The following is a 15,832-nucleotide window of genomic DNA, read 5'->3' as shown; positions in this document are numbered from 1 at the left end:
CCGGCACAGGGTACGACGCACCGGCGCGCGCCTTCAGCCGTACGCCCCATCGCGCGCCGTGCGCCCCCTCACATGCCCGCGGGCGGCAGTACCCGCCCGCGGGCATGTGAGGGTCAGGCCGCGGGTCCTCAGCCCGCCGCGCGCGCCGCCATCCGGGCCTTGCGGGCGGCGAGCTTCTCGTCGAACTTGCTCGCCTCGGAGTCCAGCCCGCCCATGTACAGGCCCAGTTCCTCCTGCGCCTTCAGGCCCTCGGGGCCGAGCCCGCCGATCTCCATGACCTTCAGGAAGCGCAGCACGGGCTGGAGCACGTCGTCGTGGTGGATGCGCATGTTGTAGATCTCACCGATGGCCATCTGCGCGGCGGCACGCTCGAATCCGGGCATGCCGTGTCCGGGCATCCGGAACTGGACGACCACGTCGCGCACGGCCTGCATCGTCAGATCCGGTGCTATTTCGAAGGCCGCGCCCAGCAGATTCCGGTAGAAGACCATGTGCAGGTTCTCGTCGGTGGCGATGCGCGCCAGCATCCGGTCGCAGACCGGATCGCCCGACTGGTGGCCGGTGTTGCGGTGCGAGACGCGGGTCGCCAGCTCCTGGAAGGCGACGTACGCGACGGAGTGCAGCATCGAGTGGCGGTTGTCGGACTCGAAGCCCTCCGCCATGTGCGCCATCCGGAACTGCTCCAGCTTGTCCGGGTCGACGGCGCGCGAGGTGAGCAGGTAGTCGCGCATCACGATGCCGTGCCGGCCCTCCTCCGCGGTCCAGCGGTGCACCCAGGTGCCCCAGGCGCCGTCGCGGCCGAAGAGGCTGGCGATCTCGTGGTGGTAGCTGGGGAGGTTGTCCTCGGTCAGCAGATTGACGACGAGCGCGATCTTGCCGATGTCGGTGACCTTCGACTGCGCCGGCTCCCACGCCTCCCCGTTGTCGAAGATGCCGGGGAAGTTGCGGCCGTCCGACCAGGGCACGTACTCGTGCGGCATCCAGTCCTTGGCGACCTTGAGATGGCGGTTGAGTTCCTTCTCCACCACCTCTTCCAGCGCGTACAGCAGCCGGGCGTCGGTCCACGCTTCCGACGAACTGCCGAGGTGGGGAGAGGTGATCGACACGGGTGCTCCAGGGGGACGGGAGTTTTACCTACGGGTTCGTAGGTTACGACACCGTAGGTTAAGGCCCGAATAAGCGAGGGGCCAAGCCCGGCCCCTGGATCACCTCGCGATCACCTCAGGTCGTCCACGTTCCCGCGCCCCCTCACCGCTCCCGCAGCCGCACGGAAAGGCAGGTCACACACCCTTCGAGCTTCTCGAACTCGCTGATGTCGACCGGCACCGGTTCATGGCCCAGATCCGACAGCAGTTCGGCGGTCCGCGGCGCGCTCGCCGCGATCAGCAGCTTCCCGCCGCCGAGCAGGACGACGTGCGAGCCCGGCTCCTCCGGTACGGAGAGCCGGCGCGGGAAGGGCGACCAGTCGTCCACCAGCGGGTCGAAACCGATGACCGTGGAGTCGGGCAGCGCCGTCACCGCCGACTTGAGGTGCAGCACCTTCGTGACGGGTACGGCCACCACCCGCGCCCCGAGCGGTTCGAAGGCGGCGCGGAGCTGCGCCACCCCCGCCGCGTTCGTCCGGCCGCCCTGCCCCACGTAGACGGTGTCGCCGGTCCTGAGGACATCGCCCCCGTCCAGCGTGCCGGGCTCCCGTATCCGGATGACCGTGCGGCCGAGCCGGACCAGTTCCTCCTCGACCGCGGCGGTCTCGGGGCGGCGGGAAGGGGCGCCGGGGCGGCAGATCAGCGCGACGTCGCGGAACAGCACGACGGTGTCCTCCACGAACACCCCGTCCGGGCAGTCGTCGGCCGGCGCCACCTCGACGGTCTCCCAGCCGTGCGCACGCAGCGTCGCGCCGTACCGCTCCCACTGCTCGACCGCGAGCGCGGAGTCGACCGGGGTCCGTTCGAGGTGGGTGACCAGCCCTTCGGTGAGGCGCGGGCTCGGGCGTCGGATCAGAGCTTTTCCGTGGGGCACGGGTGTTCCTCCGTATCGTCCGGTGCGACGGGGCCGGACCGGAGACGGTCCGGCCACCGGTACGGGGACGGGCCGGCGGGCCCGGGCCGGTACCGGCCCGCCCATCATCACCCGCGTTCCGCCGCCCGCACCTCCTCCGCGTCGGTGTCCCGCAGCTCGCCGTCGAGCAGCAGCCAGCGCGTGATGCCGATCGACTCCAGGAACGGCACGTCGTGACTGGCCACGATCACCGCGCCCCGGTACGACTCCAGCGCCGCCGTGAGCCGGCGGACGGACGCCATGTCCAGGTTGTTCGTCGGCTCGTCGAGCAGCAGCAGCCGGGGTGCCGGTTCCGCGAGCAGCAGCGCGGCGAGCGAGGCCCGGAACCGCTCGCCGCCCGAGAGGGTCCCGGCCCGCTGGTCGGCCCGCGCGCCCCGGAAGAGGAAGCGCGCCAGCCGGGACCTGATCTGCTGGTTGGTCGCCGCGGGCGCGAAGCGGGCGACGTTCTCGGCCACGGTGAGCGAGTCGTCCAGCACGTCGAGCCGCTGCGGCAGGAAGCGCAGCGGGACATGGGCCAGCGCCTCGCCGGACTCCGGCGGCAACTCCCCGGCGACGGTGCGCAGCAGCGTCGTCTTCCCCGCGCCGTTCCGGCCGACCAGCGCGATCCGTTCGGGGCCGTGGATCGCGTACTCGCCGCTGACCTCGGCCCCGTACCGCAGCCGCAGATCGCGCAGGGTCAGTACGCCGCGTCCCGGGTGGACGACGGTGTGCGGCAGGTCGATCCGGACCTCGTCGTCGTCCCGTACCGCCTCCACCGCCTCGTCCAGCCGCTCCTTCGCCTCGGCGAGCCGCTCGGTGTGCAGGATCCGGTGCTTGCCCGCGGACTCCTGGGCCGCCTGTTTGCGCCCGTTCATGACGATCTTCGGCTCGCGCTTGGTGTCCGACATCTTCTGGCCGAATCGCTTGCGCCGGGCCAATTTGACCTGGGCGTCGGCGAGTTCGCGCTTCTGGCGGTGTACGTCGGCCTCCGCGACCCGCACCATACGGGCCGCCGCCTCCTGTTCCTGCGCGAGCGCCTCCTCGTAGGCGGAGAAGGCGCCGCCGTACCAGCGCACCTCGCCGTCCCGCAGATCGGCGATCTGGTCGACGCGCTCCAGGAGTTCACGGTCGTGGCTGACCACGACCAGGGCGCCGGACCAGGAGTCGACGGCGTCGTACAGCCGCCGCCGGGCGTGCAGATCGAGGTTGTTGGTCGGCTCGTCCAGCAGCAGCACGTCCGGCCGGGCGAGCAGCAGCGCGGCCAGGCCGAGCAGCACGCACTCGCCGCCCGACATCTCGCCGACCGTACGGTCGAGGCCGAGCCGGCCGAGTCCGAGGTGATCGAGGGTGGCCTGGGCGCGTTCCTCCACGTCCCAGTCGTCGCCGACCGCGGTGAAGTGCTCCTCGCTCGCGTCGCCCGCCTCGATGGCGTGCAGCGCGGCGCGGGCCGCGGCGACACCGAGCGCCTCGTCCACCCGCAGGGCGGTGTCGAGCGTCACGGTCTGGGGGAGGAAGCCGATGTCGCCGCTGATCGCGATCCGGCCCTCGGCCGGGGTGAGTTCGCCCGCGATCAGCTTCAACAGGGTGGACTTCCCGGACCCGTTGAGACCGATGAGCCCGGTCCTGCCGGGGCCGATCGCGAGCTGGAAGTCATGGAACACCTCCGTCCCGTCCGGCCAGGCGAACGAGAGCGCGGTGCAGGTGATGTGGGCGGGGGCGGCGGACATACACGTCTCCGGTTGCTGCGGGGTTCAGGGGGCAGGGCAACGGATGGAGACACCGCGAGCAGGAGGGAAGTCCAGGTCGAGGGGACGGCTCGGCAGCCGAGGTCACACACGAGGCGGACAGCCGGAAGGAAGCACGGCTGTGCGGCACGGTGTCTCAGGACCTCAGATGCGCAACGGTCCACTCCGATCGACGACAACAGGACCACGGGACACGGTACGAGGCTGTCCGGCGGCGGTCAAAGGATTAATCGCGGCGCAGGGGAGCCGGATGGAGGCCGGACCGGGGGAGGCCGCGGGGGAGGAGCCGGGGGCGGGCGTCGTCGTCAGCGCGCGTCGCGCAGCAGTTCCGTCAGATCGTGGTCCAGGTCGAGATAGAGGTGCTCCCGGCCGGCCGGGACCAGGCACTGCGAGCGCTCCAGGAACCGGCGCAGCTCGGCGGTACGCAGATGCACCATCGCGGTGCCCTCGGGCGCGTGGAACTCCAGGACCGTACGGCCGTAGCCGAAGGGCCGCACCCGCACGTCGCCGACGCCCGCCGCCTCGGTCATGCCCTTCGCCAGCAGCTCACGGGAGAACTCCCAGGTGACCTCGGTGCCTTCGAGGGTCGCCGGGGGCGGGAACTCCATCCGTACGGCGAACGGGTCGGCCCGGTCGTAACAGAGCATCGCGGGGACGGTCTCCATCCGCGGAGAGGGCGAGACCAGCCGGGCCTGCACGGCCTGTTCGATGACGGGCGACATGGTCTGCTCCCCTTCGTCGGATCCGGACTGCGCCGGGCTCATCCCTACGGGTTCGGTACTCCCCTAAAGGGAAAGACGGTGGAGCGGCTCAATACGTGCTCGGAATCCGGAGTGAGCTGTGTCACCGTGCGGTGATCTGCGTCACACCGCGCCGGTGGCCGTCGCGCCGGCGGCCCGTCCGGGCGGCCGCCGGGTGCCGAGAGCGTCAAGTGGCCGCCGCATAAGGTGTGGTCATCATGACGACGATCAGGACACCCGCCGACGAGGCCGAGGCGCGCGCCGTCCAGGACGAACTGCGCGGGCGTGTCGTGCTCGACGAGGCGGGCCCGCCGCCCGGCACGGGGCTGGTGACCGGCGTCGACGTGGCCTACGACGACGAGCGGGACATCGTGGCCGCCGCGGCCGTCGTACTCGACGCCGCCACCCTCGACGTGGTCGACCGGGCCACCGCCGTGGGCCGGGTGGCCTTCCCGTACGTCCCCGGCCTGCTGGCCTTCCGGGAGATCCCGACCGTGCTCGCCGCGCTCGGCTCGCTCACCGCCGGGCCCGGGCTGATCGTCTGCGACGGGTACGGCCGGGCCCATCCGCGCCGGTTCGGGCTCGCCTCCCATCTGGGCGTGGTCACCGGACACCCGGTGATCGGGGTGGCGAAGAACCCGTTCACGTTCTCGTACGCGGACCCCGGCGACCGGCGCGGCGACTTTGCGCCGCTCCTCGCCGACGACGGCGAGGAGGTCGGCCGCGCGCTGCGGACCCGGGCGGGCGTGAAGCCGGTGTTCGTCTCGGTCGGCCACCGCGTCGACCTCGGCACCGCCTGCGCCCACACCCTGCGGCTGACCCCCGAATACCGCCTGCCGGAGACCACCCGGCGGGCCGACGCGCTCTGCCGCGAGGCGCTGCGCGCGGCGGTCGCGGCGCCGGACGGCGGTCTCAGACGGTGACCCGCGGCTGTGCCGGGCCGAGGTAGTACACCTCGGTCTTGTCGCTGTGCGGGACGAGCAGTCCGTGCAACTCCTCGGCCGCGGCCTTGAGGAGGTCGCCGTCCCGGTCGGCGTCGACGGTTTCGAGGAGGAACGCGACGCGGGCGGAGTCCTCGGTGACGCGGGTGCGGTGCGCGTCGCGGTGGTTCCAGTGACGGGTCAGGACGCCGGTGGTGTCCGCGTAGACGACCTCGCCCGGCTTGGGGGTCTCGGTGGTGTCGGGTTCGCCGAGCGGGGTGAAGGACTCGGTGCCGTCCGCGTGCCGGATCTCGATGTCGCCGGTGACCCGGTCCAGGTCGAAGGCGCCCGCGGGCAGGGCGTGCCGTACGGAGACGGCGTTGTAGGAGTCGACGGCCGGGCCGATGCGCGGCAGCGCGCCCTTCTTGGCGAGGCGGCGGCCGAGCGCGTCGACGCTCGGGCGGATGCGGCGCGGGTTGGTGCCGAAGGAGCGGTAGGCGGTGTGCCACGCCTCGATGCGGGGGTCGGTCTCGTCGGCGGGGTGCCAGGTGCCGTCGGCGAGTTCCTGCTCCAGTTCGGCCAGGGCGGCGGCGGTGTGGGGCCACGGCTCCCGGCCGCGCAGGCCGGTGGCGGTCACCAGGGCGATGAGGGCGCCGGGGAAGGCGTCCGCGACGGCGGGGGTGAGGCGGAAGGTGGTCATGGGCGGGATTTCCGTTTCGTGCGTGCGTACATCTTCGTGCGTGCGTACATCGTGTGGCCGGGGCTGGGTGCGCGTAGGCGTATGGCGTGCGCGGTGCGGGCGGACGGGCCGCGTCGCCGCACCCTCTATCATCCCAATGGAACGACCGAACCGTACAACAGGTCGACCGAGGTGTGTCAATCAACCGACCGCACGGTGCATTCGAATGGTCGGGCGGTGAGTGAGGAAGTGATCAGATGGCCGAGACGGCCGGGGCCCTGCGGACGCTCGCGCACAACGTCCGGACGGCGCGCGCCCGCGCGGGCCTGTCGCTCGACGAGCTCGGCAGGCGCGCCCAGGTCAGCAAGGGAGCCCTGGTGGGGCTGGAGAAGGCCCAGGGCAACCCCAACTTCGCCACCCTGGTCCGGCTCGCCGACACCCTCGGCGTCTCGGTGTCCGCCCTGCTGGAGGGGCCGGCCGAAGACCGCGTCCGTGTCGTGGCCGCCGACGCCGTCGCGCCGCTGTGGACCGGGGAACGGGGCGGCGAGGCCCGGCTCATGCTGACGACCTCGGGCCCGGCGCCCGTCGAGGTCTGGCGCTGGCGGCTGGAACCGGACGAGGAGTACCCCAGCCACCCCCACCAGGCCGGAGTCGTGGAGACCGTCAGTGTCACCGCCGGCCGGATGATCCTGGTCGTCGACGGCACCGAGCACGCCGTCGAAGCCGGACAGACCGCCACCTTCGGCGGCGACGCCCCGCACGCCTACCGTGGCGCCGGCACCGGAACCTGCCACCTGGTCATGACCGTCCACCTGCCGCCCGGCCCCGCCGCCTCCTGATCGGCGTGGCACCCGCTTGGTGTCCGCGCGGCACCCGCTTGGCCGAACACCCCGGGTACGGCATAGGCTCGGCACAGGGCTAAGCGCTTGCTCTGCCGTACTCCGCCGAGCGCCATGGGCGGAGTGGACACGAACTCTCACCATCACCGGTGTCACATCGGTGGTGCCACACCGCTGGGGGCCGGATGACAGGCACGACGGACGGTCCGCTGACCGGTGTACGCGTGGTCGAGCTGGCCGGGATCGGGCCCGGCCCCTTCGCCGCGATGACCCTCGCCGACCTCGGCGCCGATGTCGTACGGGTCGACCGGCCCGGCGGCGCGGGGCTCGGTATCGACCCGGCGTACGACCTCACCAACCGCAACAAGCGCTCCGTACTCATCGACCTCAAGGCCGAGGACGGCCCGGCCCGCGTCCTCGATCTCGTCGAGCGCGCCGACATCCTGATCGAGGGGTACCGCCCCGGTGTCGCCGAACGCCTGGGCATCGGCCCGGAGGAGTGCCACGGCCGTAATCCGCGGCTGGTGTACGGCCGGATGACCGGCTGGGGCCAGGAGGGGCCGCTCGCCGACCGCGCGGGACACGACATCGGCTACATCGCCGTCTCCGGCGCCCTCTCCATGATCGGCAAGGCGGAGGAGCCGCCCGCGCTCCCCGCCAACCTGCTCGGGGACTACGCGGGCGGCGCGCTCTACCTCGTCATCGGTGTCCTCGCGGCGCTCCAGCACGCCCGTACCCCGGACGGCGCCGGGCAGGTCGTGGACGCGGCGATCGTGGACGGCACCGCCCATCTCACCACCATGATCCACGCCATGATGGGCGCCGGCGGCTGGCAGGACCGGCGCGGCGCCAACCTGCTGGACGGAGGCAGCCCCTTCTACGGCTCGTACGAGACCTCCGACGGCGAGTACATGGCGGTCGGCGCGCTGGAGAAGCGCTTCTACAACGAGTTCGTCGAACTGCTCGGGCTGACCGGCGAGGTCCCCGACCGCAGGGACTTCGCGCGCTGGGACGAGCTGCGGGACGCCGTGGCCGCCCGGTTCAGGACGCGGACGCGCCAGGAGTGGACCGCCGTCTTCGCGGGCTCCGACGCCTGCGTCGCCCCCGTGCTCTCCCTGCGCGAGGCGCCCGGCCACCCCCACCTCGCGGCCCGGGGCACCTTCACCGACCACGCGGGCCTCGTCCAGCCCGCGCCGGCGCCCCGCTTCTCCGCCACACCGGGGTCGGTACGCCGCCCGCCCGCGCGACCGGGGGCGCACAGCGCCGAGGTCGCCCGCGACTGGGGCCTGCCCGGTCTGCCTGATCCGTCCGCTCCGTCCGCTCCGTCCGGCGCGCCCGAAAGCCCCGGAGGGGCCGAACGGTCCGGTCCGGCCTGAGCCACCAGTCCACCAGTCCACCCGCCTCCTCCCGCCCGCTCTCCTAGCCCGCTCTTCCCGCCCACCCGCAACGGAAGGCAGCCGCCGTGACCACCGAAGCGTTCGTCTACGAAGCGATCCGCACCCCGCGCGGCCGCGGCAAGGCCAACGGGGCCCTGCACGGCACCAAGCCCATCGACCTCGTCGTCGGCCTCATCCACGAGCTGCGCCGCCGGCTGCCCGGACTCGACCCGGCCGCCGTCGACGACATCGTGCTCGGCGTGGTGAGCCCGCTCGGCGACCAGGGCTCGGACATCGCCCGTATCGCGGCCATCGCCGCCGGACTGCCCGACACGGTCGCCGGCGTCCAGGAGAACCGCTTCTGCGCCTCCGGCCTCGAAGCCGTCAACCTGGCCGCCGCCAAGGTCCGCTCCGGCTGGGAGGACCTGGTCCTCGCGGGCGGCGTCGAGTCGATGTCCCGCGTGCCGATGGGCTCCGACGGCGGAGCCTGGGCGATGGACCCGATGACCAGCTTCGACACCGGCTTCGCGCCCCAGGGCATCGGCGCCGACCTGATCGCCACCCTCGGCGGCTACAGCAGGCGCGACGTGGACGAGTTCGCCGCGCTCTCCCAGGAACGGGCCGCCGCGGCCTGGAAGGACGGCCGCTTCGCGCGCTCCGTCGTGCCCGTACGCGACCGCAACGGACTCACCGTCCTCGACCGGGACGAACACCCGCGCCCCGGCACCACCGCCGAGTCGCTCGCCGCGCTCAAGCCGTCCTTCGCGGAGATCGGCGAGAAGGGCGGCTTCGACGCCGTCGTCCTGCAGAAGTACCACTGGGTCGAGCGGATCGACCACGTCCACCACGCGGGCAACTCCTCCGGCATCGTGGACGGCGCGGCCCTCGTCGCCGTCGGATCCCGGGAGACGGGGGAGCGGTACGGGCTCACGCCGCGCGCCCGGATCGTCTCCGCGGCGGTCTCCGGATCCGAGCCGACCATCATGCTGACCGGCCCGGCGCCCGCCACCCGCAAGGCCCTCGCCAAGGCCGGACTGACCATCGACGACATCGACCTGGTCGAGATCAACGAGGCGTTCGCCGCGGTCGTCCTGCGCTTCGTCGACGACATGGGGCTCTCCCTGGACAAGGTCAACGTCAACGGCGGCGCCATCGCGCTCGGCCATCCCCTCGGGGCCACCGGCGCGATGATCCTCGGCACCCTCGTCGACGAACTGGAGCGCAGGGACCAGCGGTACGGCCTCGCCACGCTCTGCGTCGGCGGGGGCATGGGTGTCGCCACCGTCATCGAGCGTCTCTGACCGGCCGTTTCCCCCTTCTCTCCCCCTACGGAGCAGCAGCATGAGCGAGCCCACCCCCGCCACGCCGAGCGCCCCCGCGACCGCCGGCGCGTCCGCCATCCGCTGGGAGCGGGACGCCACCGGCGTCGTCACCCTCACCCTGGACGACCCCGGCCAGTCGGCCAACACCATGAACCAGGCGTTCCGGGACTCCGTCACCGCCGTCGCCGACCGCGCGGAGGCCGAGCGGGACACCATCCGCGGCATCATCGTCACCTCCGCCAAGAAGACCTTCTTCGCGGGCGGCGACCTCAAGGACATGATCACGCTCGGGCCCGCCGACGCCCAGCGGGTCTTCGAGGAGTCCCTGGCCGTCAAGCACGCCCTGCGCCGGATCGAGACCCTCCGCAAACCGGTGGTCGCCGCCCTCAACGGCGCGGCCCTGGGCGGCGGTTACGAGATCGCGCTGGCCTGCCACCACCGCGTCGCCCTCGACACCCCCGGATCCCGGATCGGGCTGCCCGAGGTCACTCTCGGACTGCTGCCCGCGGCCGGCGGGGTCGTCCGTACCGTACGGCTCATGGGTATCGCCGACGCCCTCCTCAAGGTCCTGCTCCAGGGCACCCGGTACTCCCCGCGGCGCGCGCTGGACGCCGGCCTGGTCCATGAAGTCGCCGCCACCGCCGAGGAGATGCTGGCCCGCGCGCACGCCTTCATCGACGCGCACCCCGAGTCGTACCAGCCCTGGGACGTCAAGGGGTACCGGATCCCCGGCGGCACGCCCGCCTCCCCGCGCCTGGCCGCCCACCTCCCCGCGTTCCCCGCGAACCTGCGGAAGCAGCTGGCCGGCGCCCCCTACCCGGCGCCGCGCAACATCCTCGCGGCGGCCGTCGAGGGCGCGCAGGTCGACTTCGCGACCGCGGGGACCATCGAGGCGCGCTACTTCACCGAACTGGTCACCGGACAGACCGCGAAGAACATGATGCAGGCGTTCTTCTTCGACCTCCAGGCCGTCAACTCCGGTGCGAGCAGGCCCCGGGGCATCGCGCCCCGCGAGGTCCGCAAGGTCGCCGTGGTCGGCGCCGGGATGATGGGCGCGGGCATCGCCTACTCCTGCGCGCGCGCCGGTCTGGATGTCGTCCTCAAGGACGTCTCCGGGGAAGCCGCCGCCCGGGGCAAGGCGTACGCGGAGAAGCGGCTCGCCAAGGCGCTCGCACGGGGCCGTACGACCGAGGCCGACCGTGCCGCGCTGCTCGCCCGGATCACCCCCACCGCCGACCTGGCGGACCTGTCCGGCTGCGACGCGGTGATCGAGGCCGTGTTCGAGGACACGGCGCTCAAGCACCAGGTGTTCCAGGAGCTCCAGGAGACCGTCCGGCCCGGCGCGCTGCTCTGCTCCAACACCTCCACCCTGCCCATCGGCGTGCTCGCCGAAGGCGTGTCGCGCCCGGCCGACTTCATCGGACTGCACTTCTTCTCGCCGGCCGACAGGATGCCGCTGGTCGAGATCGTCAGGGGCGGACGGACCGGGGACGAGGCACTGGCCCGCGCCTTCGACCTGGTGCGCCGGATCGACAAGACCCCGATCGTCGTCAACGACTCGCGCGGCTTCTTCACCTCCCGTGTCATCGGGCACTTCCTCAACGAGGGCGTCGCGATGATCGGCGAGGGGCTGGAGCCCGCCTCCGTCGAACAGGCCGCCGCGCAGGCCGGCTACCCGGCCAAGGTCCTCGCCCTGATGGACGAGCTGACCCTCACCCTGCCCCGCAGGATCCGCGCGGAGACGCGGCGCGCCGTCGAGGAGGCCGGGGGCGACTGGACCGGGCACCCCGCCGACGAGGTCGTCGACCGGATGGTGGAGGAGTTCGGCCGCCCCGGACGCGCGGGTGGCGCGGGCTTCTACGAGTACGGCGAGGACGGCGCGCGCCTCGGACTCTGGCCGGGGCTGCGGACACACTTCGGCACGGGTGACACCGATGTGCCGCTGCGCGACATGCGGGAGCGCATGCTCTTCGCCGAGGCACTGGAGTCCGTCCGCTGCCTGGAGGAGAACGTCCTGACCTCGGTCGCCGACGCCAACATCGGCTCCCTCCTGGGCATCGGCTTCCCGGGCTGGACCGGGGGCGTGCTCCAGTACGTCAACGGGTACGAGGGCGGGCTGCCCGGCTTTGTCGCGCGCGCCCGCGAGCTGGCGGAGCTGTACGGGGAGCGGTTCGCGCCGCCGGCGGCGCTGGTCGCGAAGGCGGAGCGGGGCGAGACGTTCCGGGACGCGTAGGCCCGACTACGCGTCAGGCGCGAGGCGTCAGGCGCCTTCCGTCAGGCGTCAGCTGTCAGGTAGGCGATGACCATGTCGCCCAGCATGGTGCGGTAGTGCTCGCGCCGGTCCGGGGCGGTGAGGTCACGGCCGAAGAGGGTGCCGAAGGTGTGCCGGTTGGAGACCCGGAAGAAGCAGAACGAGCTGATCATCGCGTGCAGGTCGAGAGCGTCGACCTCGGCGGTGAAGACGCCCTTCGCCCTGCCCTCCTCCAGGATCCGGCGGATGACGTCGATGGCCGGGGAGTTGAGCGAGCCGAGCGTGGCCGAGGCCTTGATGTGCTCGGCCTCGTGGATGTTCTCGATGCTGACCAGCCGGATGAAGTCCGGGTGCGCCTCGTGGTGGTCGAAGGTGACCTCGGCGAGCCGCCTGATCGCGGACTCCGGGTCGAGATGCTCGACGTCGATGCGCTGCTCGATCGTGCGGATCACCCCGTACGCCCGCTCCAGGACGGTGGTGAAGAGCTGCTCCTTGCTGCCGAAGTAGTAGTAGATCATCCGCTTGGTGGTGTGGATGTGCGCGGCGATCTCGTCCACCCGGGCACCCGCGAAGCCGACCCGGGCGAACTCCCGCGTCGCCGCGTCGAGGATCTCCTCGCGCGTCCGTGCCGCGTCCCGGGTCCGTGTGGCGGGCGGGGGCGGCGGGGGGACAGCGGCTGCCATACGGCTCCTCGTGGCGTCGGCGTCGGGCCCGGGTCGGGCGCGGCGCGGCGGGCGTCCCAGTCTATCGAGACGCCTCTGCCCCGCCTGGTCGCCACCGCACCCGTCCGCCCGCCCCGCGCGGTGGGCTCACGCGGTGCGCTGTGCGGCGGGAGCGCCGACGAGGTCGGCGAGATCGGCGAGCATCCGCTCGGCGTGCGGCTCCCGTCCCGTGAAGAGCCGGAAGGCGTCCGCCGCCTGGAAGACGGCCATGGCGCCGCCGTCCAGCGTCGGGCAGCCGATCTCCCGGGCCAGCCGCAGCAGTTCGGTGTCGAGCGGCCGGTAGACGACCTCGGCCACCCACAGTCCGGGCCGGAGCAGCCCGGCGGGCAGCGGCAGCCCCGGATGCCCGGCCATGCCGGTGGGGGTGGCGTGGACGAGCCCGTCGGCGTCGGCGAGCCGCGCCGCGAGCCGCTCCATCGCGACGGCGCTCGCCCGCCCGGCGCCGAAGCGGCTGTTCAGCGCGTCGGAGAGCGCGGTGGCCCGCACCGGGTCGGTGTCCGCGAGGGAGAGCCGGTCCGCGCCGAGCGTGAGCAGCGCGTGCGCGACGGCGGCGCCCGCCCCGCCCGCGCCGAGCTGTACGACATGCCGGGTGGCCACGCCTGGCAGGCCCCGGGCGAAGGACCGGGCGAACCCGGTGGCGTCCGTGTTGTGGCCGATCGCCCGGCCGTCACGGAGGACCACGGTGTTGACCGCGCCGAGCGCCGCCGCGGCCGGTTCCACCTCGTCCAGGTGCTCGATCACCAACTGCTTGCAGGGGTGGGTGATGTTGAGCCCGTCGAAGCCCAGCGCCCGCGCCGCCCGCAGCAGTTGGCCGACCGCCTCGGGACCGACCCCCAGCTCTTCGATGTCGATGGTGCGGTAGAGCAGGCGCAGCCCGTGCCGGTCCGCCTCCCGCTCGTGCAGCGCGGGGCTGAGCGAGGGGCCGATGCCCGCGCCGATCAGCCCGGTGAGGTACGAGGATTGCGGCATCGGCGGTGTGGGCTGCGTGGGCGGCACCGGCATCATCATCGGGGTACCCCCACGAGCCGGGCGAGCTGCGCGAGGCCCAGCGCGTAACCGTGCGCCCCGGCCCCGCAGATGACGGTGTCGGCGACGGCCGAGACGTACGAGTGGTGCCGGAACGCCTCGCGCCGGTGGATGTTGGACAGGTGCACCTCCACGACCGGGAGGTCCACGGCGGCGAGCGCGTCGCGCAGCGCCACCGAGGTGTGGCTGTAGCCGGCCGGGTTGATCACGATGCCGTGGTGCGTGGTGCGTGCCTCCTGCACGGCGTCGATGAGGACACCCTCGTGGTTGCTCTGCCGGAAGTCGACCCGCAGGCCGAGCGGAGCCGCGGTGGTGTGGCAGAGCGCCTCGATGTCGGCGAGCGTGTCGGTGCCGTACACCGCCGGCTCCCGCAGGCCGAGCAGATTGAGATTGGGGCCGTTGAGGACGAGTACGGGGTTCTCCGGCGTCCGGTCGGACGAGTTCGGCATCGTGATCATTTCGGTCGGGCCGGAGGAGTCCGGGCGGGGAGGGGAGGGGAGGGGAGGGGAGGGACGGACCGGGGTGAGGGAGGGGCGGGGCGGGGCGGTGCTCAGGCCGAGACCGACTCCGTGGCCGGCGAGCGCTCGCCGGACGCGTCCCGCCGGGCGCCGAGTTCCGTCGTGGGCACCTTGAACGTCTCCCGGCCGGTCACCACCGCGAGCGAGCTGAGTACGCAGAAGGCGGCCGTGAAGATCGCCACGCCGACCCAGTCGTCCCCGTCGGGTCCCGCGATCTGTGCCGCGAAGCTCACGGCGAACCCGGCGACGGCGAAGCCGATCTGCGTACCGATCGCCATGCCGGAGAGCCGGACCCGGGTGGAGAACATCTCCCCGTACAGGGAGGGCCAGATGCCGTTCGCCGCGCTGTAGACCACACCGAAGAAGCCGATGCCGGCGAGGAGCACCAGCGGGTAGGAACCGGTGGAGATCGCCCACAGATAGACGAAGATCATCACCCCGGAGCCGAGCGAACCGATCAGGAAGACCGGCTTGCGGCCGATCCGGTCCGAGAGCCTCGCCCACAGCGGGATGGCGAGCAGGGCCACGGCGTTGGCGGCGACACCGACCCACAGCATCGCCGTCTTGTCCATGCCGACCGCGTCGCTGGTGGCGTACGACAGTGCCCAGACGGTGAAGATGGTGGAGACGGTCGCGATGGTGGCCGCCGCGACGACGCGCAGCACATCGGCCCAGTGGTCGCGCAGCAGGTGGACGAGCGGCAGCCCGGCCGGGGCCCGGCGCGCGGACTCCTGCTGGAAGACGGGGGTCTCCTCCAGGTTGCGCCGGATCAGATAGCCGCCCACCGCGACGAGCGCGCTGAGCAGGAAGGGGATCCGCCACCCCCAGGTGTAGAGCTGGTCGTCGGGGAGCGCGGCGACCGGGATGAAGACCAGCGTGGCGAGGATCTGACCGGCCTGCGTCCCGTTGAGGGTGAAGCTGGAGTAGTAGCCGCGCCGGTGCTCCGGCGCGTGTTCCAGCGTCATCGAGCTGGCACCGGCCTGCTCGCCCGCGGCCGAGATCCCCTGGAGCATGCGCATCAGGACCAGCAGGACCGGCGCGGCGGCCCCGACCTGGTCGTACGTGGGCAGACACCCGATCAGGAACGTGGAGATGCCCATCAGGACGAGCGTCAGCACCATGACCCGGCGCCGGCCCAGCCGGTCGCCGATGTGCCCGAGGAAGAACGCGCCGAGCGGCCGGGTCGCGTACGCCACCCCGAAGGTGCCGAGGGAGATCAGGGTCGCGGTCGCGGCATGGTCCGGGTTGAAGAAGACCCTGGGGAAGATCAGGGCCGCGGCGCTGCCGTAGATGAAGAAGTCGTAGTACTCCAGCGCGCTGCCGACCCAGGCGGCCACGGCCGCCTTCCGGGGCTTGCCCTGCGGGGTGGGGGACGGTTTCGAGGCGTCGAGCGAGTGAGCGGACACGCGTGCTCCTCTGGGGGAGGGGATGACAGCGGCAGAGGGGGGACGGGGATGACAGAGGCAGCGGGGGGATGGGGATGACGGGGATGACGGCAGGCCGGCTCGCCGGATCCGCCGGGGCGCTAATTAACGCACTAGGTAGTTAATTACGCTGTCGAGGATCCTGGGACCGGCGTACGAAACTGTCAAGACACCGCGCGGAAACTGCTCGTCGTCCTGGACCGGCCCCGGAACGCGCTCACCCCCCGGACGGG

The 15,832-nt window shown here is 72.4% G+C and carries 14 protein-coding genes; 5 read left to right on the top strand and 9 right to left on the bottom strand.

What is annotated here, in order from left to right; all coding sequences use genetic code 11:
• Positions 1 to 128: 128 nt before the first annotated feature.
• The 4 genes from ACFXKG_RS03860 to ACFXKG_RS03845 form a co-directional block, all read right to left on the bottom strand.
• A complete protein-coding gene (locus ACFXKG_RS03860; RefSeq protein ID WP_365811914.1) occupies positions 129 to 1,106 on the bottom strand; it encodes an acyl-ACP desaturase in 978 nt (325 codons plus the stop codon).
• 142 nt (positions 1,107 to 1,248) lie between these two features.
• The gene (gene ddaH / locus ACFXKG_RS03855) at positions 1,249 to 2,019 is read right to left on the bottom strand and encodes a dimethylargininase (RefSeq protein ID WP_384831878.1); all 771 of its coding nucleotides are present in this window, start codon (positions 2,017 to 2,019) and stop codon (positions 1,249 to 1,251) included.
• 107 nt (positions 2,020 to 2,126) lie between these two features.
• Positions 2,127 to 3,764, bottom strand: a complete 1,638-nt coding sequence (locus ACFXKG_RS03850) for an ABC-F family ATP-binding cassette domain-containing protein (RefSeq protein ID WP_384831875.1) — start codon at positions 3,762 to 3,764, stop codon at positions 2,127 to 2,129.
• A 323-nt stretch (positions 3,765 to 4,087) separates the two neighbouring features.
• Positions 4,088 to 4,504 (bottom strand): SsgA family sporulation/cell division regulator, encoded by a 417-nt coding sequence (locus ACFXKG_RS03845; RefSeq protein WP_382891989.1) that lies wholly within the window; start codon positions 4,502 to 4,504, stop codon positions 4,088 to 4,090.
• 236 nt (positions 4,505 to 4,740) lie between these two features.
• On the opposite strand from ACFXKG_RS03845, the gene ACFXKG_RS03840 reads away from it, so the two are divergent.
• Positions 4,741 to 5,445, top strand: a complete 705-nt coding sequence (locus tag ACFXKG_RS03840) for an endonuclease V (RefSeq protein WP_384831870.1) — start codon at positions 4,741 to 4,743, stop codon at positions 5,443 to 5,445.
• Here the strand turns inward: ACFXKG_RS03840 and ACFXKG_RS03835 are convergent.
• Positions 5,435 to 6,142, bottom strand: a complete 708-nt coding sequence (locus tag ACFXKG_RS03835; RefSeq protein ID WP_384831867.1) for a B3/4 domain-containing protein — start codon at positions 6,140 to 6,142, stop codon at positions 5,435 to 5,437. The genes ACFXKG_RS03840 and ACFXKG_RS03835 overlap by 11 nt on opposite strands.
• Before the next feature lie 236 nt (positions 6,143 to 6,378).
• Between ACFXKG_RS03835 and ACFXKG_RS03830 the strand changes: the two genes are divergently transcribed.
• The 4 genes from ACFXKG_RS03830 to ACFXKG_RS03815 all read left to right on the top strand — a co-directional run bounded on the left by ACFXKG_RS03830 (position 6,379) and on the right by ACFXKG_RS03815 (position 11,891).
• On the top strand, positions 6,379 to 6,960 hold the full coding sequence (locus ACFXKG_RS03830) for a helix-turn-helix domain-containing protein (RefSeq protein ID WP_384831864.1): 582 nt from the start codon (positions 6,379 to 6,381) through the stop codon (positions 6,958 to 6,960).
• A 185-nt stretch (positions 6,961 to 7,145) separates the two neighbouring features.
• The gene (locus ACFXKG_RS03825) at positions 7,146 to 8,336 is read left to right on the top strand and encodes a CaiB/BaiF CoA transferase family protein (protein ID WP_384831861.1); all 1,191 of its coding nucleotides are present in this window, start codon (positions 7,146 to 7,148) and stop codon (positions 8,334 to 8,336) included.
• A gap of 86 nt (positions 8,337 to 8,422) precedes the next feature.
• Positions 8,423 to 9,637 carry an acetyl-CoA C-acetyltransferase gene (locus tag ACFXKG_RS03820; protein WP_384831858.1) on the top strand — a complete coding sequence of 405 codons (1,215 nt, stop codon included), beginning with the start codon at positions 8,423 to 8,425 and terminating at the stop codon, positions 9,635 to 9,637.
• A gap of 40 nt (positions 9,638 to 9,677) precedes the next feature.
• Positions 9,678 to 11,891 carry a 3-hydroxyacyl-CoA dehydrogenase NAD-binding domain-containing protein gene (locus ACFXKG_RS03815; protein ID WP_384831855.1) on the top strand — a complete coding sequence of 738 codons (2,214 nt, stop codon included), beginning with the start codon at positions 9,678 to 9,680 and terminating at the stop codon, positions 11,889 to 11,891.
• Positions 11,892 to 11,932: 41 nt separating this feature from the next.
• Here the strand turns inward: ACFXKG_RS03815 and ACFXKG_RS03810 are convergent, their stop codons facing one another.
• The 4 genes from ACFXKG_RS03810 to ACFXKG_RS03795 form a co-directional block, all read right to left on the bottom strand.
• Positions 11,933 to 12,592 carry a TetR/AcrR family transcriptional regulator gene (locus ACFXKG_RS03810; protein WP_384831852.1) on the bottom strand — a complete coding sequence of 220 codons (660 nt, stop codon included), beginning with the start codon at positions 12,590 to 12,592 and terminating at the stop codon, positions 11,933 to 11,935.
• A 126-nt stretch (positions 12,593 to 12,718) separates the two neighbouring features.
• Positions 12,719 to 13,600, bottom strand: a complete 882-nt coding sequence (locus tag ACFXKG_RS03805; RefSeq protein WP_384832766.1) for a shikimate dehydrogenase — start codon at positions 13,598 to 13,600, stop codon at positions 12,719 to 12,721.
• Between the two features lie 35 nt (positions 13,601 to 13,635).
• On the bottom strand, positions 13,636 to 14,106 hold the full coding sequence (gene aroQ / locus ACFXKG_RS03800) for a type II 3-dehydroquinate dehydratase (protein ID WP_384831849.1): 471 nt from the start codon (positions 14,104 to 14,106) through the stop codon (positions 13,636 to 13,638).
• Between the two features lie 101 nt (positions 14,107 to 14,207).
• Positions 14,208 to 15,581 carry an MFS transporter gene (locus ACFXKG_RS03795; protein ID WP_384831846.1) on the bottom strand — a complete coding sequence of 458 codons (1,374 nt, stop codon included), beginning with the start codon at positions 15,579 to 15,581 and terminating at the stop codon, positions 14,208 to 14,210.
• Between the last annotated feature and the right edge of the window lie 251 nt (positions 15,582 to 15,832).

This window comes from Streptomyces sp. NPDC059255 (assembly GCF_042752355.1).
In the GTDB taxonomy this organism is placed as follows: Bacteria; Actinomycetota; Actinomycetes; order Streptomycetales; family Streptomycetaceae; genus Streptomyces.
The sequence above is the reverse complement of the archived record's forward strand: the minus strand, read 5'-3'. Positions and strand labels throughout refer to the sequence as shown.

Excerpts from the sequence above, each read along its gene's own strand:
- ACFXKG_RS03850 (WP_384831875.1), bottom strand. The coding sequence starts at position 3,764 with ATGTCCGCCGCCCCCGCCCACATCACCTGCACCGCGCTCTCGTTCGCC.
- ACFXKG_RS03845 (WP_382891989.1), bottom strand. The coding sequence starts at position 4,504 with ATGTCGCCCGTCATCGAACAGGCCGTGCAGGCCCGGCTGGTCTCGCCC.
- ACFXKG_RS03840 (WP_384831870.1), top strand. The coding sequence starts at position 4,741 with ATGACGACGATCAGGACACCCGCCGACGAGGCCGAGGCGCGCGCCGTC.
- ACFXKG_RS03835 (WP_384831867.1), bottom strand. The coding sequence starts at position 6,142 with ATGACCACCTTCCGCCTCACCCCCGCCGTCGCGGACGCCTTCCCCGGC.
- ACFXKG_RS03830 (WP_384831864.1), top strand. The coding sequence starts at position 6,379 with ATGGCCGAGACGGCCGGGGCCCTGCGGACGCTCGCGCACAACGTCCGG.
- ACFXKG_RS03825 (WP_384831861.1), top strand. The coding sequence starts at position 7,146 with ATGACAGGCACGACGGACGGTCCGCTGACCGGTGTACGCGTGGTCGAG.
- ACFXKG_RS03815 (WP_384831855.1), top strand. The coding sequence starts at position 9,678 with ATGAGCGAGCCCACCCCCGCCACGCCGAGCGCCCCCGCGACCGCCGGC.
- ACFXKG_RS03810 (WP_384831852.1), bottom strand. The coding sequence starts at position 12,592 with ATGGCAGCCGCTGTCCCCCCGCCGCCCCCGCCCGCCACACGGACCCGG.
- ACFXKG_RS03805 (WP_384832766.1), bottom strand. The coding sequence starts at position 13,600 with ATGCCGCAATCCTCGTACCTCACCGGGCTGATCGGCGCGGGCATCGGC.
- aroQ (WP_384831849.1), bottom strand. The coding sequence starts at position 14,106 with ATGCCGAACTCGTCCGACCGGACGCCGGAGAACCCCGTACTCGTCCTC.